We start from the raw sequence: 22,892 nt of genomic DNA, 5'->3' as shown, positions 1-22,892 counted from the left end.
AATGCCACGGCGATCCAATTTTCCTTTTCTTCAATCGTTCCCGGCAACCCTCTTGTCTAGCACTTCTCTGTGATGCCACCGATTCCCCCTCGAAACGGCTTCGTTTGCGAGTGTTGCGATTTCGCAGCACGACGAGCGGACGTGCGTCGGAACGTCATGAAGAATCGAGACCAGAGCAGTCGTTTGTCTTCGGTATTCAGTAATCATCGCGGACCGCGTTTGCGTTTTGGGCGTTTCGCAGCTCTCGCGATGCTCGTCGTTGTGTTCGCTGGGTTCAGCCCAAAAGTTCATGCGCAGGGGCCTGGCTCCGAGCCGCCTCGCAGCATTCTTCAATCCGGTAGCGATACCGAATCGGCGAGCGGCGGCAGTCAGTTGCGAGTCAAAGGATTCTTGTTCCTTGATCAATCGGGAGTCCCCGTGTTGATGCCAGGAACGACGTTCGAAGAAATCGAGCGTCTGCAAAATTTGGAAGCGGGAGTCGACTCACGCAGCCAGGTGTTTGATTTCCAGTCGCTCGAGATCACCGGAGCTGCGTCCCAAGGGATCACGGGGTCCGCTTCCCCAGGCCGAGCGGAATTGAAAATCGTGATCCGATTAACGATCGATTCCACGGCGGGGCGTATGGTGGCCATTCCGCTGCGGATGCGGAACTTCTTTCTGTTGGGTCCGCCCGATGTCAGCGGGTTAGACGAATACCGCATGACGGTCTCGGGTAGCGATTCTGGGCATGTTTTGATGGTCAAAACCAACCGGCGTCGTGAAGCGGTGGTCACGATGAATGTCGCAGCGAGGGTCGAGCCGGGGCCGAACCATTCGTTGCAATTTCAATTGCCTGATGTTCCGTCTATCGTTCGCATCACGACGGATGACGAACAATTTACGGGCGAGATTGTCGGCCGCGGTGACGAGGTGTTACAGACCGAGCGTTCGGCGGCCAATTTGGCTGAGTTTGTGATCGAAAGCGGTGGTGGCGTGTTTACGCTGCGGTGGGGAAAACGCGATCGCGCGTCCGATGGATCACCGCTTTTGGAAATCGACAACAGTCGAATCGTGGTCCAGTGGGACACACCTCAAGACCAACCGATCGCGTCATGCCAGATGATCATCCGCAGCGTACGGGGAACGATCAACGCGTTGAAGCTGCGATTACCCGAAAATGCCGTTTTGTTAGACACGCCCACGCTGGGGTCAAACGGTCAATCGGTTGAAATCACCAGCCCGGTATCGCCGACCGGACCGTCGACCAATGGCGAAGGCACCTTACTTGACATCGTGATTCCCGAAACCGAGCGTCAACAGCGGATCGATCTGAACCTCGACATCCAGTTCTCTGCGAGCGATCCGAATGCATCCACGCCGCTGATGTTCCGGGCGCCTGAAGTCATCGGAGCGCTTCGTCAGCGAGGCGAGATCCAAATATCGACGGGTGACGATTATCGATTGCGATGGCGGTCACGACCGTGGGTGCAAAGCATCTTGGCCCAACCGACCGAAGAAACCGGACGGTCGTATTTGTTTCGTTACGACCGCGCTTCCTTTGATTTGCCGATCTGGTTAGCGACCACACGCCGCCAATTGCGGTTGTCTACTGAATCCGAAATCTCGCTGCACGATTCGATCGCTCGGATCAAGTATCGCATTCTTTCGAGTGGTCGTGCCGCAGAGGGAACGCTACTGAAAATCGATATGGGATCGTGGCGATTGCGTTCGATTGAAAACGAAGAAACATCCGAGCAAATTGAATCGGGGCTGAACGGGAATCTGCACGAGATTTACCTCGAATCGGTCTCCAGCAGCGATCCATCGCCGATTCGAATTGTCGCCGAACACGACTTGCCGATCAGCGAGGCGGCCCATTCGCCGCTGCAGGGCTCGGCGATTCGTGGCAGCGGCGACGACGGTGTGACGTTTCAGTTACCGCGAATTACCGATATCGAGGATACGATGTTGGTCCAATCGGCGACAGTCGCGGTGGCCAATCAAGGCCGATTGTCATTTGTCGTTGATTTGCAAGATTCACAAAACGTCGATCGTGTGATCAGTACCGAGAACGCGACGCCGGTGGATACACCACGTTCGAATTACCGCATTATTCCGCCCGATGCTGCGGGGAAATTGGTAGGCCATGTCGTCCAACAATCACCGACGATCTCGTTGGCCGGAGATGCCACGATTGAAATCGAAGGTCGCAGTCTGCACACGACACTCGATTGGATCGTCAATTCGAGCTTGGATTTAGAAGGCCGTCTGCCAATCCAAATTTCATCGGCTGACCTGCTGGCCGTAGCGGACGCGACCGAGTCGGCGGATTCGGTCGATGCAAAACAGGTAACCGCATCGGAGTCGTCCGGCGTCGTCGCATCGAAGCCCGACGCATCGAAGCCCGGCGAATTGAAGCCCGATGCATCTGAAACATCGGCAAACTCGGCCGCGATGGCGACTCGCTGGACGGTCAAGGTCAACAATCAACCTGCGGTGCTGGATCCGCGAGGCGACGACCGTTACGAATTGATCTCGGACCAACTCGGCAGCGGATCGATGTCGATTCGCTGGGAACAATTGCGTCCAATCCGCGATGTCGCATCGGCGGACCACATCGAAACGCTCGCGATCCCACGTCCCTTTGGTGTGGAGACGACGTTTCGTGGCACGATGCGGGTGATGATGCAAGGCGATACGACGACCGAAATTATCTCGGCCGATCGTCTGGGCGACCGAGGCAGTGTGACGAACGAGACTTCCACTTCTGATGAAAATACATTGTCACGTTCACCGATTCGTGACCGTGACAAATCGACGATGATCTTAGAAGCGTTGCCGCGAGAACCGCTGCGTTTGCGTCTTCGATCACGACAAACCGACACCGAAGATGTGTTCGTCTCTCGCGCGGTGCTGCGAACGGCGACTGGTTATGCGACTCGGATGGAACAATTGCTGGCCAACGTCGAAGGCAGTCCCGAGCTGCGTCTGGGATTGCCAGCGGGTGATTACAGCGTTTCAACCGAAGCTTTGGTCGATGGCAACGTTGCCCGGGTGCGTCGCGAGAACAGCACGTTGGTGATCTCGTTGCCGTCCGATGGAAAGTCACATTTGGTCGATCTGCGAGTCTGGTTGCCAATGGACGCGTCGATGATGGTCGAAAGCATCGGTCCGGCACTCGATCTGCCGATCGGCGTGGGACGCGTGTACTGGGAAATTGTGGCGCCTCAGGATTCGCATGTGATCTGGGCTTCACCAACGCTTGGCCGCTCGATGGCATGGCGTTTTGATCGCTGGCGTCTGTACCGTGAATCAACGCAGACCTCGCGTTCGTTGGCCGGTTGGGTGGGCGGCACCGATCTGGTCGAAGTCCCACGCGGTAATCGCTATTTGTATGTTGGTTCGGACGTCCGTTCCTTCCGCGCGGTCGTGGTGTCACGCACGATTCTGTGGGGAGTGACCGGTTCGATTGTGTTATTGATTGCGGTGCTGTTGTCGTTTGTGCCTCAAACGCGGCATCCATTGTTCGCCGTTGCTGCGGCGGTGATGTTTGCCGGCATGTTGGTCGTCGCCCCCGATGCCGCAGTGTTGGCGGGTCAATTGGGGATGATTGCATTGGTGTTGGTGGTCGTGATGTCTGCGATCAGGACGATGGTCCAATCTCGTGATCGCAGCAGTGCACTGGATTCTCGGCCACGGTCGCGTCGGATCGAGGGATCGACACAAATGCACAAAGAAAACTCTGGCGCCAGCCGCGGAACGCTGTCCGCGACCCGATCGATGGCTCCGGCTTCCAGCGTGAACAAGGTGACGCCGTGACACGCCGCGTTTTGCTTTGCACCCTGATCCTGGTCGGGGCGTTGGCAATTTCGCTGACGTCGAGCGCCCAAGAATCGAGCGCCCAAGAATCGAGCGTCCAAAATTCGCCGAATACCGCTGCTGACGTGACCGAGCCAGACTCGGAGAACGAGCAGGACTCGGCAGAGACGAAGAACCCGGCAACGCGTGACAACGATGGCGAGGGTGTTCGCTCGAGTGAATCCGCTGATGCGGATGAGCCGATGACGGACTCGGACTCCGCTGGCTCCAAAACAAACGGGACGGACGAAACAGACGAAACAAACGGTGCGGACGAAACAGACGAGACGGAGGCGGGCGAACCGACCGTGACGGAGAACCCGTTGGCGGTGTTACCCGACCAATTACCCGACGGCACTCGATTGAGACCGATCGCACTGTTTCATTCGCAGCTTACCGAGCTTGTTCCCGACAGTTTTCAGCCGATTTCGGTTCTGCGACTCAAAGAAGCGATCGATTTAGCGAGCAGTTTGGTGCCCGACGAGAATGCCAGCCGACTGCGACACGCGTTGTACGTGATCGAGTTGGACGGCAACACGTTGGTTAGCGAGCGATCAGTGCTTGATATCCAATGTGATGAAAAGGGCATCGTGCGACGCCGATTGGGCAAAGTGAATTTGGCAATCCATTCGTCGGCTCGAAATGGCAACGTCAACAACGCTTCGGCGATCCCCCGGCTCGAGTCATTGCCGGACGGGGATTTGATGGCGGTTGTCGACGGCGACACGTCGCTGGCGTTTTCATGGAGCCTAAAAAGTTCGACTCAGGGGCTGGTGAAACAATTCGATTTGCGTCTGCCGGCTTCACCGCAAACGCGAATTGTGCTGCAAGTTCCTAAAGGCATCGCGGTTGATTCGCTTGATGGCGTGGTCCGTTTGTCGCCGAGCCCGCCGCCCGAATTGGAATTGAGTGCGCGAGGCGTTGATTCGCGTTACTACATCATCGACGCGGGGGGACTATCGCGAGTTCGGTTAGTCACGACGCGGGAAGGTTCGCGTGAGAATCCTCGCGATTTGTTAGTGCGGAACCAATACACGCAATATGCGATCGATACGACGCGAGTGGTTTGGACACATCAAGCGATCCTTCAGCTGCATGTGCCCGACCGTTTGCCTTCGATGATTGTCGGCGATAGTGCGATCACCTCGATTGCGATCAACGCGATTGAAACGCCGTTTAGCACAACCGAAATTGCTGATGGGGTGAATCGCATCGACATTTCCCCGGCTGCAGGCTCATTACCGCTGTCGGACACGCCGACTTCGATCACGATCAAGGGGCAAGCGGTGTGGCAGGAAAGTGACGGTTGGTGTGACTTGCCGCAGCCCCATTTTCTGGTCAGCGGAATCGTCGTTTCGGAAGTGATCAGCAAAGTGGATTTGACAATGTCCAATCCATTGCGGGTGATTCAGTGGCAATTGCCGGACGGTTGGAGCATGTCAACGGAGACGCCCGAAGACGAAGAAACACGGCAAATCACGGCGTCAGGGCCTCCGTTTACACTTGACGAGTCCGTGATCAAACGATTTGCCGCCGCAGGCGAATCCACGCCGGGCCAAACGTCGGGTCAATCGGGACCCACCGATGACACCGGCACCGCCGCGGCCGGTGCTGCTGCGAAAGGGTTACCGGCTTGGTCACGTGTTCGGATCGCCAAGGCGTCGCCACTACGTGATTCGTCGACGGTCATGAATCTGAGTTTGGCAGACGGATTGATCACCGCAACGACGCGAATGCGGGTGCGAATGGATCCTCAACGTGTCGAGCCCATCCGAATTGAATTGCAGCGCGGATGGTCCTTGCAATCGATCACATTGACAGGGTCGGGGCGTGTGATCGAAACGCCCGCGATCCATGCCGCGACATCTCAATTCACGATTTGGCCCGAAGCAAGCGACGTGTTTGATTCGGAATTGCAAATCCAGGCGACGGGGCAATCACGGATCATTCAAGCCGATCCGCAAATCATTGTTCCGCGAAGTTGGTTTCTTCGCTTTGTCGATGTCCAGGGCGAATTTATCGCTGCCGTCACTCCACCTGCCAATTTGGATTGGTCGAGTCAGATGTCGTTGCTGAGCCAACGAATCAAACGCAGTGAGATTGATCAACCGTTCCGTGATTTCCTTGAATCGTCCAACAAGAATGCGATGTATTTGCGGTGTGCCACTGGTCGCACCCCAACGCTCGTGTTACAGCCGCCGAGTGTTGCATTTGATGTTTCCACGGCGATGGCGATTCGACTATCCGGGGGCGAAGTGCTTGAAGATCTCGTCATTGAAATGTCGACCACGAACCCTTCGCCGCAAACGATTACGGTGCAAACGGGGCCTGATCACGATCGCCCCGCATTGTCATGGAGTTTGCGGCAGTCCGACGGAGGTTCCGCGATTAGTTTGCCCGCGTCCAACGTGCTGTTGGAACGCCCCGATTCGGACGGTGTCTACACGATTGATGTGACGCAGTGGAATCTGCGTGGCAAACGACTGGTGGGCCGCCGGCGTTATCCGTTGTCCGGCGACATGTCGATCCGGCTTCCTGTGATTCCCAATGCGACATCACAGACCTCGGAAGTCTTGGTTGGCGAGGGCATGATCGTCAAACAGAGCGACGACTCGGTATTGCGTGTTCCGATCGATGCCAATTTCCGGCTTGATGAACTGATCGATGGACGCCGAGAAAGCGATGATTCACAATCCGCCAATCCTGACGAAGCTGAAAACGTGTCGTCGGATCCGGTCCAGACGGGGACCGATGTCGATGCGGCCCCACGAAACCCTGCGAACATAATCAAAACGCGGTTGCGGTATGATGCGGTGGATCAGCCGTCGCTGACGATCGCCAAAACGCAAGCCAATCCGAACATCAACATCGTCTGGAATCAAGACGTGACCTTGGTCGCGTCAAGTCACGGCACCGACCGCGTGGAAGCGATTCTGCAGGTGACTGCGTCGAAGCCTCTTGAGATTGACTACGACGATGATTTGCGTCTCGTATCCGTCGAGCAAAATGGCGTCGAACTCGAGACCATTGATCTTGATCGTCGCCCGGTCGTGATCCAGCCTGTGCAGCCAATCAAGAGCCAGCAGCTGAGATTGATTTGGAGTCGTCAACAAGTTTATCGCCGGTGGTGGCGGCAGTGTACGATGCCTTCGATCAACGTCGACGCGGTGGTGATGAGAGCACGATCACATGTGCGCGCGTCGTCGGACTCGTTTTTGCCGGGCGTGCTGTTGGCCGAAACCCCAGAGATGACGTCTCCGTCGACGCTTGCCTTGACCGCGGGAAGTGAGGTGTTGTTGGTGCGCCGCAACAATGCACTGGCGATCGGCTGGTTGGTGGCGATGTTAGTGTTTGCCTTTTGTTGGATGGTGGCTCGACGATCGCTTTACCTGAACCTGATGATCGTACTGCTGTTGGCGATGATGGCAGGCTGGTGGTGGCCTTGGCACTGGATCACGATTGGTTGGTTTTTAATCCCAGCGATCATGGGCTCATTGCTTGTCAGTACGTTGCGCTGGAAAGCTTTTGCCGAACAACGCTTGGAGCGACGTCTTCAGCAAGAGGAGCAACAGTTCGAATCTCAACGATCGCAAGAACAGGCTGCGGAGTTTTCCGTGACAACCCCCAGCGTGATTGTGATCATGGCACTGGTAAGCTTGGCGTGTGCCGCAGCGTCGGCTCAGGATTCGGCAAACCCCGCTGCCGATGCAAATGCAACGAGCGGTCGCTCGCAATCGAATCCGCCGCTTGTGCCGAACGTCGATTTGTTGGTCCCTGTGGACAAAGAAGGGAATCTTGTCGGTGATAAGCTTTACATTCCTCGCGAGCTAAAAGCGTCGTTGTTGGCACTGTCGCTGCGATCACAACCCGAGGAGGCCCGTTTTCAATCGGCCAGTTACCGGTTGCGAATCGAATCGGACGAGGACTCGCTCCGTCCTGGTGCGTTGTTACTTGATGCCGACTACATCATCCACACCGATCACGCCTCGGATCGAGTCGTTCTGCCATTCGCTTCGGAAACGATTCGGCGGATCGAGTTAGTTCAGGATGAACAAGATCGCATCGTGCAGTTTGCGGCCACGTCCGAAGACGAAGTCGTTGCCAACGTTCCTTTAGGCGATCGATTTCGTTTGCGAGTGACGTTGATTCCGGATTGGATGGCTAGTGAAAACAAGGGGCAATTGACGGTCAAGTTGCCACCGGTCTCGTCGTCACGCTTGACCGTCGAAGGCAGCGGCACGCTCGATCGTGTTCGAATCTTAGGGGCAACCGGTCAGGTGATCTCGCAGCGTCAACTGCAAATTTGGACTTCCGAATTGGGGCCGATCGACAAATTGGCGATCGAAATCGAATTTACCAAGGGGACCGCGACCACCAGTTCTCTGCCGCTGCGACGACGCTATTGGCTACACGCGGGAAAGTCACATACCACGGTCGAATGTCAAGTCGAGCCGACCTATGCGGTTTCGGCCGGAGACACTGTGTCACTAATGATACGCGATTCGTTGATGCCCACGGTGGTGTCGACATCTTGGGAAATCCGGCAAACCGATTTACTCAGTCCGACGCGGCGACAGGTTACGTTGGCGGCGCTGCTGGATTCACCGGGGCCGATCCAATTGCTGTGGACGCTGCCGTCACGGATCAGTAAAGCGGAATCGTTCGAGGATGCCGTGTCGATGGTCATCCCCGATGTGGTGCCGACGATGTCCGGCGATAGCGAGCCCGCGTGGGTTGGTATTAACAGCGATCCGGGGATCCGCGTTTTGCCGGTCACCCGCGAACCGCTGGACGCATTGACCGATGACCAGTTCCTAGCCGTTTGGTCGGGGTATCGCGGTAGCAAACCGGATCGCACCTTTGTCGCCTTTGGTCAATTGCCCTCCTTTCAATTGGTCAATATCCACAATCCTCGCCCGACGATTGCCCAAACCCATCAAGTGCACATCGCCGTCGATGCGCTAGAAATTCGCTATCGCGCTGAGATCGTCCACAACGGCAAACAAGCACGTCGCTGGATTCTGAAATTGCCCGCCGCAGTGTCACTGCGGCAATTAAGCATTGATGGACAACCCAGCGATGCCCGCCCGTTGGTCTCGAAATCGTTTACCGAAGTGATGCTGGGTGACCTGTCGGATCGAACAACGAGCGTGGTCGAGGTGATCGCGGTTTCGAATCTGCCGTCCAACGGAAAATTTACTTTGCCTCGTTTGACGCTCAGTCCGAGCGCTGAGACAACCGATCGTTACTTTGTCACGCGTGACCAGTCGCTCGACGTGCGAATCGCCACGCGTCCTCCGCAGGAGTTTATTGAGCGGAACACGACCGGAGATCTCGCTCATCTGGCAAAGGGGTGGGTGCCGGTGGTGGGTTACGAATTCGACTCGGCGATGGTCGGCGACGCAATGAAGATCCCCTTGATGGTGCTGCGGTCCTCGGTTCGTCCGACCCGTTTTGATGCCAGTCAATTGATTACGCTTTCGTGGAGCGAAGGGCGATGGAGCATGCAGTCGTTAACGCGGTTTGGTCCTGGCAAACTTCCCGATTTCATCGATATCCAAGTCCCGACGCGTTGGTGTGAATCGCTCGACGTTTCCTCCGCAGCTCGCTGGTCTCGACAACCCGCCAATGACGTGTCGAATCAATTGATCCGCGTCTCGTGTGATGAACAAGTACGAGAAAGTCGCGTCATTTCGATTCAAGGAACATTGGCAACGTCTGACAAATCTCGCGTCAGCGTTCCTTCGATTCAGATTCTGGGCGAAGGCAGTCGATCGGTTCATGTGTCGGTGCCGAGTCGTTTGACGAACGAACCGATTCGTTGGCGATCCAGTTCGGTGCGAGCCGCGGAATTGCCGCCGTTCTGGGCAGAGATCACGCGGCAAAAAGATTTGGATCTCAGTGGGCCGCGGGCAACCTACGCAGTCGCCGCCAATGGTTGGTCGATTGAACTGGCTCCGCTGCAACAGCAAAACCGGATCGCCAATGTGATCGCCGCTGACACACGCGTGTTTCCCGGTCACCAACGAATCGTGGTAATGTCGCGATTCGACCTAGTCCCGGGATCTTTGGATGCAGTCGACATCGCGTTGCCCGAGGGAGCCACGTGTCTGGGGGCGTGGACTGCGAATCAAGCTGTCACGCCGATGGTGGTCACCGTGCAGAACGATGCTACGGTCGACAATCCATCGGGAGAGAGCGCTGCCCAGAAGGAGACTGCCGACCAAGGGGCTACTGTGGACCGCAATGCAGCGGCTGCATCGCCATCGAATCATCGCAATATCATTCGGTTGCCATTATCACTTTCTCGACTCGCTCAGAGCGTTGAGGTGATGTTTGACGTGCCGCTGTCGGGGGCACGCCGCGGTGATTATGCTGCGACGATGTTGGCGATCCCGGTCACCGAGGCGTGGGTTTCCACCTACGCACTATCGGATTCTCAGGATGTAGGGCGACCGACGTTGATTGAATCGCTCGTCGACCATGAAGGCCAGTTGCAAAGTTTGACGCCGGACCAGGCGCGTGCGGTGATGGTTCAGCGTCGCGGATTATCGTTGGCAGCATCGATTGTGCAGATGATCAACGATTCCAGTGATATTCTTGCCGAACGGCCCACGGCCGAATCCACCACATGGATCCGTCCTATGATCGCCAGATACGAAGATTTGGCTGCCGAGGCGGGATTCCCGGTGGAATGGATTTTGACGCCAAAACCCGGAAACGAAAAGTCGACTGGGAACGCTGCGGAGGCAGCCAATTCCTCGGTGAAAGTGTCGTCGCTTAAAGAGACTCCCGTGGAACAATCGTTCCTTGCGGGAGAAGTGCTTCCCGGTTTGGCGAGCTGGGAGAAGCTGAACGCAGAGATGTTGGTGCATGTCAAACGCTACTCCAGTGGATCGATTGATATTCCGTTTTTGTTTTCCAACCGCGCGAACTTAAAGGGTTACCAGTTGCAACAAATTCAGCGAGTGGACACTCAATCGGTATTGTCGCCCGTTGTACCGGCCGATCCTAATGAAACCTACTTGAAGACGATCATCACGAATGTGATTTCGTTGCTGGCCGCGATTGCCATTCTGATCCTGTTGTGGCCGCTAAAACACTATTTCGGTTCGATCACGAGTTACCCCGCCTTTTGGCTTTGCCTTGTCGCTCTGTGCGGCTTCTTTGTCGCTCCGATTCCGGTCGCCGCCAGTTTGTTGTTGGTAGCCATTTCAGCGCCCGCATTACCCCGCAAACCATTTCGTCGACGCGTGATGCGCTGAGACGCAATGAAATGGTAGGCGATGCAAGGGCGTGAGATGACGCGTTTGTTTTGCCCCCCTCCCCCCTTTTTTCCTCCGCTTTTTCGATAACCTCACGACTTTCCATGAACCGATTGACCTACCCTGCTCTGCTCGCTTGTATCCTCTGCTTTAGTAGCTCCACATTACCTGCGCAAACCGCACCTGCACAAACCACATCGCCGATTGGCAAGCTTCAAATTCCGTTGGGGCCGTATGCCTACGAAACAAAACCGGATCACGAAGCGTTTGCGGCCTTCAATCCTCGTAAAGCTCCTGCGGCCGGTCCTCTGCTACTGAAGCAAGGTGACCGCCTAGCGATTTGTGGAGATTCGATCACAGAACAAAAAATGTACTCGAGGATGATCGAGACGTATTTGACGGTGTGTGTGCCGCAGTTGGAAATCACCGTGCGTCAATATGGATGGAGCGGCGAGAAGACTGACGGTTTCCTTCGTCGGATGGATCAAGATTGTTTAACGTTTCAGCCCACGATCGCCACGCTTGCCTATGGGATGAACGATTCTCGTTATCGACCTTTTGATGTGAATAATGGGCAATGGTACGAGGATCATTATTCGGCGATCGTCCGCCGGTTCAAAGAGAACGATGTTCGCGTTGTGGTCGGTTCCCCAGGATGTGCGGGAAAGATCGCAAGTTGGGTTAAATCCAAAGCAGGCGACTTGGAAGATCACAACATTCATTTGTGTGCTCTGCGAGATATCGCCATGATCGTGGCGGAGAAAAACGATGTTCGCTTTGCCGATATTTTTTGGCCCATGTTTCAAGCCCAAGTGTTTGCTCCGGCGCAACACAATGCGACCGACGAATCACCCTATAACGTTGCGGGCAACGATGGTATTCATCCCGGCTGGGCCGGCCAGACGATTATGGCGTACGCATTCTTGAAGGCATTGGGATTGGATGGCCAAATTGCCGAGATTCAATGGGATCTCGAAAATGGAAAGGTCACGACCAGCCGAGGGCATCAACTCGTCTCTTATTCTGATGGGAACGCGACTCTGCAAAGCACGCAATATCCGTTCTGTGCCGCGGGTGAGCTGGATCACCACAACTCGATTCGCTCGGGGATGACGCTGGTTCCCTTTAACGAAGATCTCAATCGCTTCCAGTTGACGGTTCGCGGGACAACGGCGGCGGAGTATCGTGTGACCTGGGGAGATGAATCACGGGTCTATTCTGCAGCCGATTTGCAAAAGGGAGTGAACTTGGCGGACGATTTTTCGATCAATCCGTTTTCCGAGGCGTTCGCGAAAGTAGACGAAGCTGTCGCGGCAAAACAAGCCTTCGAGACGCACCAAGTCAAAAAGGTGTTTCATGGTAAAGAGGGCAAGACAGACTTTGCTGCGGCGGTAGCAAAAACCGAAGCCGAGCGAGCTCCGTTGGCGGATGCTATCCAGGACGCCTTCCATCCTGTGACCCACACGATCCAAGTCACTGCGGTGGATCGTTAAGGATCGTAACGGGATTGAATTGCGTTTGGAAAGGACGCTGCGGCGCAAGCCGCAGTGCGGGCGGCTTTGGGGTGAAGTCGCCGTGTTGCCCAACGCACCGGCCGCGGCCAACTGCAGTCCACGGGCGAGCCGCAGATCAGAGATCATTAGCGCATAGAAAAACGGCTTGCTTAGGAGATCCTAGGCAAGCCGTTTGAGAATTCGATTTTTTGACTTTGTGCTCTGGCAAGCAGGGCACGAGTGCAATCAGATAACCGGTCGATACCTTAGTAGCGATCGCCGCGGCCACCGCCGCCGCCACCACTGCGTCCGCCACCGCCGCCGCCACCGTAACCGCCGCGACCACCGCCGCCGCCGCCACCGTAACCGCCGCGACCGCCGCCGCCGCCACCACCATAACCACCGCGTCCGCCGCCACCGCCGCCACGATCTTCACGTGGACGAGCTTCATTGACTGTCAATGAACGACCTTCATGTTCCTTCTCGTGCAGTCCAGTGATAGCCGCTTGAGCTTCAGCATCGCTGCTCATCTCAACAAAACCAAAGCCTTTGCTTCGGCCGCTATCGCGATCAGTGATGACCTGGGCGCTTTCAACCGTGCCAAACTCAGAAAACAAGTTTTCCAGGTCAGAACTTGAGACACCAAAGCTCAAGTTTCCACAATACAATTTCCTTCCCAACGCTAAACTCCTGTGCAAGGATTGACCGCCCGCCGTTGGAAGTTGCGGGCATAAAAGACTGCGGCCTATTTGGAGACCTACCAAGTGGGACGGACGAAACTGCACGCCCCGGCCTAAATCCGGCTACGAGCTGCACGATCAACCAACCAACCAAGGATCAATTTACCGTATTAAACAGCTGCGTATAGCCCAAAGTCCCTCTGGAAATCGCCGTAAAGGGGCAAAATGACATAAAAAGTTGCCTTAACGTGGTTGCCCTCCGAAGACGCCAAAATGCGAAAACGACCGTCCCTAACGAGGCGGATTTCCGTAAAGCCAGCAAAACAGCGCGGTCGATCTCGCCGAGCTCGGGCATGTCACAATTAATCCACTTTCCCGCGTTCCTGCTGTGGACACAGCCAATTCGCGATGCCGATTCGCGTTTTCTATCGCCTCACGTGCCTCTAAATCGCCAACGTGTCTCCAAATCGATTGTGACAACGACATGCAGCCGCATTATTCAGCTGCAGTCAGCAAGTTGCGGTGGACGCACGACAACCTGCTTACCACCGCGTCGCCCGAACCTCGGCAATGGCTTGTTCTCGGGTGCTCAGTTCGCCATCAAGTTGTCGCTGGCGTAGATGCCTCAGTATCTTTGCGTACACTGGCCCAGCCGGAATCTCTAGCTTCGCAAGATCGCTGCCATTCAGTAGCGGTGCCGGGTCAAGCACCTCCGTCGGCTGATTCAACGCCTCGTTGACTCGCCGAATTCCGTCTTCACCGAGCCTGTCTGCAGCGGCAATTTCAACGGCGACATCCAACACATACCTGATATCACGATCAATCAAAATCGGTTGGATCTTGGACCACGCGATTTTGTGTGCAATCGCTAGCTTCGGTGCGTTTCGCAGAACCGCCGTCACAATCCGCACCTCCTCGTTCGATAGCTTCCAGCGCTCGGTAATCGCTTTCAGATCGGCGTTGGCAGTATTGCTTGCCAGCAATAACATTGCGATCGCCGAGGGAAATTCACGACGCTGCTGAGTCGCAAACAATTGGCGGACACGAGCTCGATCCATTTTTTCGAGTTCGGGCAGCACATAGGGCGTCAGCGCCAGATCGGTAAGGTGATCGAGACCCTCGAGGATATGTTCCGAAGCGAGGCAGCGTCGCATCTCCACCCCGATTCGTTCACCGCTGACGACTTCGATTTCGCTCGCTTTCTCACCAATGGCCGAGGCCGTTGCACAGTCGATTTGGAAACCAATCGTGGTGGCGAAGCGAACCGCCCGCAACATCCTTAATTTGTCTTCAGCGAATCGTTGACGCGGATCGCCAATCGTTCTCAGCAGCGAGCGTTCGAGATCCTGGCGGCCGGAAACATAGTCGATGATTTCGGAATTGGCTGGATCGTAGAACAATCCATTGATGGTAAAGTCACGTCGCATCGCGTCGGCTTCGGCATTGCCAAAGTGAACGCTATCCGGACGTCTTCCATCGAGGTAAACACCGTCGCTGCGGAAGGTTGCCACTTCGGTCGGTTCGACTTTATCGACGTTTTGTTGCCGCGATTTTGCGAGCCCAGGGTTGCGGCGATCCGGTAGCACCCCCATTACTCCAAAGCTTGCTCCGAATGCCAGCGTCCGTTTTTTGCCAAAGACGTCGCGGATTGCTTCGGGGGTGGCGTCGGTGGCGACGTCGTAATCCTTGGGCGATTTGCCTAACAGCGCATCGCGAACGCTGCCGCCCGCCAGATATGCGGTGAAGCCAGCCTCACGCAAGCGGTCGATGATACGGATCGCTTCCTGAGCCGGTTGACTGGAAAAATCGAAATCGTAAGGGGTGCGAATGGGGTTCAAAAAACTGATGCATTTTGTGGCAGAGAAATGACTTCCGGTGACCGACGGAACGCGAAAATCAACATGCGATCATCAAGGTCACAGAGGATCTCCGATTGTGGCTCAAGCCAATCTTGGGTAAAAGCACGGTATGAGTCACTTCAAGCAAAGAATCGGAAAAAAGAGAGGTGTCGTGGGAGTGATCTTCCGCGACGAAAAATTATTGATCATTCGACGTTCCTTGACGGTCACGGCACCGGGAAAGCTCTGCTTGCCGGGGGGCACGATCGAAAAGGGAGAGAGCGAAGAGTTCGCGTTGGTTCGCGAAATGCAAGAAGAACTGACGATCGATGTCTCGCCTGTCCGCCTGGTTTGGCGAAGCGTTACCCCCTGGGGAACCACGCTGGCATGGTGGTTGGCCCATCTTGATTCCGAGGTGACACCCGTTCCCAACCCGGCCGAGGTTGCGGAATACCGCTGGATGAACAGCGACGATATCTGCACCGCTCGTGAGATGTTGCCGAGTTTGCCTGAGTTCATCCAAGCCGTACGAACTCGCGAAGTCGAATTGGATTTCGCGTTCTAGAACACGCTAATCGCCCACACGACTCCGCTACCCCGTAAAACAAGCTCCGACGCATCACTTAGCGAGGACGGGTTGCGATTCTAGCCGCGTCCGCCTCGCTGATGGACATCGCGATCCAACCCTCACGCAGTTCCAATTGGCTGATCTGCAATCCGTCGACAGCTGAATGTTGAGCCAACGCTTCGGTGGTCAACGGAAATCCGTGATTGGGTGAAAGCACTTTGTTAAAGATCGCGCGGATCGGTAATCGCTCTCGCATCGATAAACTTGGCCCGCTGATACTCAAGTGACCATCGCGAACCAGCGTTGCATGCAGCCCATCGACCTTGGGGACATACGCCGCACGTACGACAAAGCGTCGCAAATCAAATGTTTCGCCTCGGGTCAGTCTCACGATACGAAGCGTCAGCCAGAGTTTGCCATCTTCGATCTCGACCGTGATGGGGCGTGTCTTGGCGAACTGGATCATGACGTCGTCCGGAATGTCATCGGGGATCGTCTGAGTTTCCTTGCCGAACAACAGCATGCCTTCGTGAATCATCTCCGAGATCAAGCGTGGGCGATCTCGTGGAACCAATTGCTCGAGCGTGTTGTTCATCGCAGATTGATGCACCTGAACGCTCATCAAACTGTCTCGCAATGCACGCGGACGTGGGGTGTGGGCACCGAGTTGCCAGTCACCGGCCAACCGATAGCGAGCCAGTAGTCGATCCGTGGTGGTTTGCATATCGGCGACCTGCGGGTCTAATCGCAGTGCTCCTAATGGCCCTAGTACCATCTTGGACAGATTCCGCGCCGAGTCGTTGATCTGTTTGTCGACGCGTTGATCAATTTCGCCACCCACTTGGTCGCGAACCTTTTCTTGGGAGAGCCGGTTTGAGATCGGTTCGAGCGATTCGTAGCGTGATTCCGCGATCGTTCGGACAAGGGCTCCGATCAGCGGCCAATTGTCATAGTCGGATTCAATGCCTTGCAGCCGGTTTTCACCTCGCACATCGACCCAGGAATCGCCAAGCTGGACGCCGTCGGGCGTGATTTCAATGGGCGTCGTCGCCTGGAAGTCTGCGTCACCGTGAGTACGCAACGCAACGGGACCGCTAAAACCGACGGACCGGGTTTGTACGTTTCCGGTCGTCTGCAGATCAATTTGCCAATGATTCGGCGAGGGCAGCAATTCGATGTTAAGTTTGCTTTGGACGTGACTTGTTCCTCGTACACGGCTGCCTAACATCTCGGTGCGAACCGGGATGGTTTGCGGTGCGATCGTCGGCAACATGCGTTGCAACATTGGTTGACTGATCGCCATACGCACATTTGCATTGCGATAGTAGGTGTCGATGGCCGAGGCCACTTCGACCGCCACCGGATTGTCGGCGTGCCGAAGCGTCTGTACCGCTTCGGCAATTTCGAGCGACACCGTGTCGATCTCGTTCGACTCTTGATGCTCGATTTGATTCAACAAGCTCGCGTAATCGACGGCACCTCGAGTCCAGGGGCGAACGGCGACAGCGAGTTGCTCGATCGCGTCATTGCCGAGCCATTCGCGATGCTCGGGGTGCAATCCGTGCCAACGCAGTCTCGCCAAGAAACGTTTAGCCAACATCGCACGGTCCTCGTTTGAGGTTCCCGTCGCCGCATTTTCGATCTCATCGAGCAACAGGTACCGGCTCCAACCCTCGGCATCGCCGGTTTCACTTAGGATTAGCCGAGCACCTGCGACGAATGCGCCCGCATCGACATCGGATTCCAGAATGCTTCGCGATGCAAGTGTTTGCGTGTCGCCTCGCTGCGTCAATTCCCAGATCGGGTTCCATACTGCCACGCGTCGTTCGATTGCGAAGCAGGCGTACAGGAAGCGAATTTGAATCTCGCGGGTCGCCATCGATTCCGCTGTCTCGCGTCCCTCGGATCGCAGTCGGTCGAGCGAAGCGATCAGATCACCCGCACGTGGGGCACCGAGTCGAGGTAGCGTTCGCAGTTCGCGTAGGGTGTCTTGAACACGATGCGTCCACTGCGACACCGCGGCTAGTTCTTGTTGGCGTAATGTCATCGCAGCATCCGCCGCTTCGGAATCCGACTTGGAATATTCCGCCAACAGTTCGAGCTGATGATCCAGGCTGATCGTCACCGGCCATCCGGCTGGGCTCAGTTGGTGAGAGCGTCGGTCTGCCTGGAATACCGATGTGGACGCTTGCGAGGATGCGTTTTTATCGTCGGCGTTGGTTTTCGAGATTACTTCGGGGGCACGAGGATCCAGCGCTGCACGCGGACTGATTTTCGCCAACACTGACACCGATTTTGGCAGGATGGATTCGTGTGGTGCTGGATTGGATGCGATATCCGGCGTAGCGGCGACTGGCGGAGCGGCAACGTTCAAGACCACTTCGTTGCCACGGACACGCGAGTAATCGACTTCGGGACCGAGCGTGGCGAGTTGGTCGTACGATTCTGCCAGTGACAATTCGTGGTGGGGCAGATGGGAAGCGATGGCGGCGTCATGGCCCGCCAACTCTTGTTGCTCTTCACGAACCGGTGCAACCAGACGCGTCGCATGCCCGGCGGCAGTCTCGGAGATTTCTTGATGGGGGGCTGCGTCGTCAATCGCGTTGGCGTCATTGCTGGCATCGGCGTCAATGACGACGGTGTTGGTCACGCCCAGTGCGAGGTTACCGTGCATCGAAGAATCGTCGTGCGCGGGCTTGAATGCAAAGGCATCAAACTTATTTGCCGCCGCGATGCTCAACTGCTCATTCAACTGCTCGTTGACCGGTTTCGCAATCGCGGGCGCGGGAGCAGCGGGCAGTTCCTCCTCTGGCAATTCAGTTGGCAGCTCGCTGGTGGCGATCGAGGCCGTGGGTGAGATCATTTCGCGTTCAAGTCGCAGCGGCATCCGCATCCCGCGCGACCCATGCTCGACGCGTTCGACCACCGAGACGTCGACGTCGGGAGGCGAAATTGGGTTGTGCAGGACGCTGATTTGCGGCGTTATTGTTGCCACGGCACGCGAAACCGGCTTGGCAGTCGGCAACGCGGGGGCGGTTGTCTTGGCGCCGCTGGCTGCTGCGTTTTCAGCGGCCGGCCGGGACGATACCGGCGTCCTCGCTGGCGTGGTAAACTCGCCAAACCATGAGGTGGTTCCGAGCCACGAGACCATCACAACGATCACCGAGGTGAGTAGAGGCCAGAAAACCAAGGACCTTTTGACGTCTTTACGCATCCCGATCTCATCTTGAATTAGCGGGAGAAGTGAACAAGGACGGCCGTTTCCACTGCGATTGCCAACCATGGCAATTCTCTACGGCCGTTGTAGACTAGCATCGGCGATCCAATCGGCTCAGTTCACAATGCTCTTACGATCGCTACAAAAAGACGAGAAGTCGCCACTCCCCCCAACCCGTAGGAGTGGTTTTTATGTACTATTTTGCGAACCCAAGTTCGTGTTGGCTCAAAGGTGCAAAGTTGCTATCAGTACGCTAAATTGCCCTGCCATCCACTCCGCTTCTCGAGACACCTTTTCGCGACATGACTGAAATCACCGGGAAAATCTACGTTGCTGGCCATCGTGGCATGGTCGGTTCAGCGGTGTGCCGACGGCTGGCGAGCGAAAAAAATTGTCAAGTTTTGACTGCAACTCGTGATTCGCTCGACTTGACCAACCAGAGCTCGGTCGAGGATTTCTTCGCACAAGAGCGTCCTGATGCCGTGATTTTTGCAGCCGCGCGGGTCGGTGGAGTGCTAGCAAACGACACGTATCCGGTCGAATTCTTGGGTGACAATCTGCTGATGTCGACCTTTGCGATCAACGCAGCTTATGCGGCCGGGGTCAAGCGGTTCCTGTTTCTCGGCAGCACCTGCATCTACCCACGCGATTGTCCGCAGCCGATCCAAGAGGACGCACTGCTGACGGGCCCGCTTGAAAAGACCAATGAAGCGTACGCTTTGGCCAAGATTGCCGGGTTAAAACTGTGTCAATTTTATCGCCGCCAGCACGGCGTGATGTTTCACAGCGCGATGCCGACGAATTTGTACGGCCCCGGCGACAATTACCATCCGCAGCACAGCCATGTCCTGCCCGCGCTGCTGCGAAGATTCCATGAAGCGAGACAAGAAGGTCTCGAGAGTGTCACGATTTGGGGCACTGGAACGCCGCGCCGCGAGTTTTTGTATGTTGATGATCTAGCCGATGCGCTGGCATTTTTGATGACACAGCAAAACCCACCCGACTGGGCGAATGTAGGAACCGGCGTCGATCTATCGATCCTTGAACTGGCGCAGCTTGTTGCAAACACCGTTGGCTATCAGGGGGAAATCAAGACCGATCCCTCCAAGCCGGACGGCACCCCGGTCAAGTGCAGCGATGTATCGCGGCTAAATGCTTTGGGCTGGAAGCACAAAATCGAACTCGCTCAGGGACTGAAAACAACGTACGATCACTTTTTGAACGAAGTGGAATCGGGACAAATGCGTTCGGTCTAATTCCACACTCAATCTCATAACACTCCATCACGTCACCTCTATTTCGTAACCCAACTACTCTCCGATACAGACATGACCAAAAACGCATTGATCACCGGAATCACCGGTCAAGACGGCAGCTACCTTGCGGAACTGCTGCTCGAAAAAGGTTACACCGTACACGGGCTGGTGCGCCGTAGTAGCACCTTTTCGACAGAGCGAATTGAGCACATCTATCAAGACGTTCACGAAGATTCGCGACTTCGTTTGCATTACGGTGACCTGACGGACGGTCAAGCGTTGACGAACTTGGTGCTAGAAATCGAACCTGACGAAATTTACAACCTGGGGGCTCAGAGCCACGTTCGCGTCTCGTTTGACCAACCGGTGTACACTCTGCAAACGGTGGGCGTCGGAGCATTGAACGTTCTCGAGGCCGCTCGTTTGTTGAACAAAAAGAAACAGGTTCGGGTTTATCAAGCCAGCAGCAGTGAAATGTACGGCGATGTATTGCAAACGCCGCAAACCGAACTGACACCATTCAACCCTCAATCACCCTACGCATGTGCAAAGGTGTTTGCCTTTCATCAAACCGTGAACTATCGACAGAGCTACGATATGTTCGCCAGCAATGGGATTTTGTTTAATCATGAATCCGAGCGTCGCGGTGAAACGTTTGTAACACGAAAAATCACGCGAGCCGCGGGACGCATCAAAGTGGGAATGCAAAAGAAATTGTATCTCGGCAACCTTGATGCCAAGCGTGACTGGGGTTACGCCAAAGATTATGTCGAAGGCATGTGGCGAATTTTGCAACATGATGAGCCTGACGATTTCGTGCTCGCAACGGGCCGCACCGAGACGGTTCGCGATTTTGCCCGACTAGTGTTCCAACAGCTCGATTTGGATTACGAAGATTTCGTCGAGATCGACCCCCGTTACTTCCGGCCTGCGGAAGTCGAGTTGCTGCTTGGTGATCCCAGCAAGGCAAAAGAAAAACTGGGCTGGGAAGCCGCAACGGATCTCGAAGAGCTTGCACGCATCATGACCGAGCACGACTTGGAACTTGCTAAACGTGAAGCTCACGCAAAGAGTTTCGTGCCAAGCTAACTCGACGCTAGCGTGCACCTCGGGTCGCAGAGAGCGGATGCGGCAGCGACAGCAATCGTTGCCGATGCTGACTCCGGCGCACCACCAGCGATTGCGTCAAACCCTCTCGGCGGAAAACCTCTCCGCGGGCAATCGTCGAGTTGGTTCGAGGAGGAAACGAGGCGTGTTGAAAACGTATTCTTCGAGAGACGGTTGCGTTCACAATCCGTTGCATGCGGTGCACACCTGCTAAAGGATTGCAGCAAGCGTCCCGTTAGGTTCGCGGCTCGGTAAATACTACGTGCTCAGGTCGGTTTCATCCCATCTGGTTCCTGGCGCCAGTGACCACGTCAGACTGTGCCTTCGTTCGTGAATGGCTCCGCCATCGGCAACGGGGTCAAAGTCATCAGGCAACATGCCCGCCTTACCCAATTGCCCGCTGCGGACCGCGTTGTGTGCGAGGTAGAAGCGGTCCTCCATTTCAATCACGGTCTCGATAGACTGAGTCTGGCCTCGGCTTAGTAGCGAATCTGCTGTGGTGGTGAAACCGGGAAGAAAAAGCGACAGCAATGCACCGCTTGTCTCCTCAGGTAATTGGCCGGTTGTCGCAGAAGGCTCATCCGCGAGGCCGAGAATCCACGCAAGTGACCACATGTTCTCTAACCTCCATCCAATCAGATGAGCGTAATCCGCACGTGCATCGTCCATTGGCAAATTGACGATGTTCAGTTCGCTATCGGTCATTGATCGGCGAAGTTCATTGTTGAGAATGAACTCCGTCACGCGTTGCTCGAATTCGGAAGGTGCGGAGCCCCATGCGAATACGGCACAATGGCAGAGCAGCCGGTTTGCGATCTCTAATTCCGGCCGCAGCGTTCCTCCAGCGAATCCGGTTTCCTCCGAAACGTCGCCAACAGCGGCAGGGAGCGGCATCCAGGTTGCAGACTTGAATCCTCGCTGGTTTAGCAACGCAATGTTCTTGTCACGCATCTGTTGTGGAGTGGTCATGGAATTTTTGGTTACTTTTGGATTGGATAGTGATTCGCCGGCGAGCCGAAGTCGTTTGTCGTCGAAATTTTAAATCGTTGGTTGGATTGGCCTTGCCAATGATCTCCACGTGGACAGCGGAGGGACGATGTCAAAGGAAGCTGGGCCTTTATGCAGCACGAAGCGGAAGTCGTTTTGATAAAACTGGCCAATCAGTCGCAGTTCTGTCGCATCCAGCTGATCTGTTTCGGTGTCAGTCATCTGTTCAAGACCATCCGTGCCATACATCTCGAAGTGGACCCGCGTCAACGCGCACAATGTGTGGATGTCGTTCAAGCCATCCGAGCACGGTTTCGCGATCCGCGGCCGTTGCTGACCCGCGGCATGGGCCCTGTACAACGCCAGACCATGTTTGCCGTCCACCCCCACCGTATTGTAGACCATTCGCTTCGATCAGGTGAATGAACGAGTCGGTCAGGGCATCCATCTCGTCATCGCCGAGTGACGGAGCGATTTCGAAAGTCAATTCAAAGCAGTCTTCGCGGAACTCGCCGAGCCTGCGTTTCTTGCGGAGTCGTTTCTTCAAGTGCAGTGAACCTCCGTCGAGAAAACAAAACCAATCCGCCGCCGAGCATCGCATCGATCAGTTGCAAACGCTCTAACCCCGCTTGCCAAGGTCGGCC

At 55.7% G+C, this 22,892-nt stretch carries 11 protein-coding genes; 6 read left to right on the top strand and 5 right to left on the bottom strand.

The window, feature by feature from the left end; genetic code table 11:
- The first annotated feature begins 156 nt into the window (after positions 1-156).
- From ABD971_RS03000 to ABD971_RS02990, 3 genes are all read left to right on the top strand, one after another.
- Entirely contained in the window at positions 157-3,798 is a 3,642-nt protein-coding gene (locus ABD971_RS03000) for a hypothetical protein (RefSeq protein ID WP_345319274.1), read from the top strand.
- A complete protein-coding gene (locus ABD971_RS02995; RefSeq protein ID WP_345319272.1) occupies positions 3,795-11,102 on the top strand; it encodes a hypothetical protein in 7,308 nt (2,435 codons plus the stop codon). Before ABD971_RS03000 ends, ABD971_RS02995 begins: the two co-directional genes overlap by 4 nt.
- Before the next feature lie 104 nt (positions 11,103-11,206).
- A complete protein-coding gene (locus ABD971_RS02990; protein WP_345319270.1) occupies positions 11,207-12,595 on the top strand; it encodes an SGNH/GDSL hydrolase family protein in 1,389 nt (462 codons plus the stop codon).
- A 266-nt stretch (positions 12,596-12,861) separates the two neighbouring features.
- On the opposite strand, the gene ABD971_RS02985 is transcribed toward ABD971_RS02990, so the two are convergent.
- Together ABD971_RS02985 and ABD971_RS02980 are read right to left on the bottom strand one after the other, a co-directional pair.
- A complete protein-coding gene (locus tag ABD971_RS02985) occupies positions 12,862-13,263 on the bottom strand; it encodes an RNA-binding regulator (protein WP_345319306.1) in 402 nt (133 codons plus the stop codon).
- Positions 13,264-13,817: 554 nt separating this feature from the next.
- The gene (locus tag ABD971_RS02980; RefSeq protein WP_345319268.1) at positions 13,818-15,113 is read right to left on the bottom strand and encodes a CCA tRNA nucleotidyltransferase; all 1,296 of its coding nucleotides are present in this window, start codon (positions 15,111-15,113) and stop codon (positions 13,818-13,820) included.
- Between the two features lie 130 nt (positions 15,114-15,243).
- Between ABD971_RS02980 and ABD971_RS02975 the strand changes: the two genes are divergently transcribed.
- On the top strand, positions 15,244-15,678 hold the full coding sequence (locus tag ABD971_RS02975) for an NUDIX hydrolase (protein WP_339945504.1): 435 nt from the start codon (positions 15,244-15,246) through the stop codon (positions 15,676-15,678).
- 58 nt (positions 15,679-15,736) lie between these two features.
- Here ABD971_RS02975 and ABD971_RS02970 read toward each other — a convergent pair whose 3' ends face one another.
- On the bottom strand, positions 15,737-18,895 hold the full coding sequence (locus ABD971_RS02970) for a hypothetical protein (RefSeq protein WP_345319264.1): 3,159 nt from the start codon (positions 18,893-18,895) through the stop codon (positions 15,737-15,739).
- Positions 18,896-19,200: 305 nt separating this feature from the next.
- On the opposite strand from ABD971_RS02970, the gene ABD971_RS02965 reads away from it, so the two are divergent.
- Positions 19,201-20,154 carry a GDP-L-fucose synthase family protein gene (locus ABD971_RS02965; RefSeq protein WP_345319262.1) on the top strand — a complete coding sequence of 318 codons (954 nt, stop codon included), beginning with the start codon at positions 19,201-19,203 and terminating at the stop codon, positions 20,152-20,154.
- Between the two features lie 72 nt (positions 20,155-20,226).
- On the top strand, positions 20,227-21,243 hold the full coding sequence (gmd, locus tag ABD971_RS02960; protein ID WP_339945509.1) for a GDP-mannose 4,6-dehydratase: 1,017 nt from the start codon (positions 20,227-20,229) through the stop codon (positions 21,241-21,243).
- A gap of 276 nt (positions 21,244-21,519) precedes the next feature.
- On the opposite strand, the gene ABD971_RS02955 is transcribed toward gmd, so the two are convergent.
- Positions 21,520-22,230: a DUF4272 domain-containing protein gene (locus ABD971_RS02955; RefSeq protein ID WP_345319258.1), complete on the bottom strand. Its 711-nt coding sequence runs from the start codon at positions 22,228-22,230 to the stop codon at positions 21,520-21,522.
- 244 nt (positions 22,231-22,474) lie between these two features.
- The gene (locus ABD971_RS35985) at positions 22,475-22,849 is read right to left on the bottom strand and encodes a 50S ribosome-binding protein YggL (RefSeq protein WP_425571240.1); all 375 of its coding nucleotides are present in this window, start codon (positions 22,847-22,849) and stop codon (positions 22,475-22,477) included.
- Between the last annotated feature and the right edge of the window lie 43 nt (positions 22,850-22,892).

It is taken from the genome of Novipirellula rosea (genome assembly GCF_039541335.1).
Taxonomy (GTDB): Bacteria; Planctomycetota; Planctomycetia; order Pirellulales; family Pirellulaceae; genus Novipirellula; species Novipirellula rosea.
Note: the sequence above shows the minus strand (reverse complement) of the source record. Positions and strands in the feature narration are given on the sequence as shown.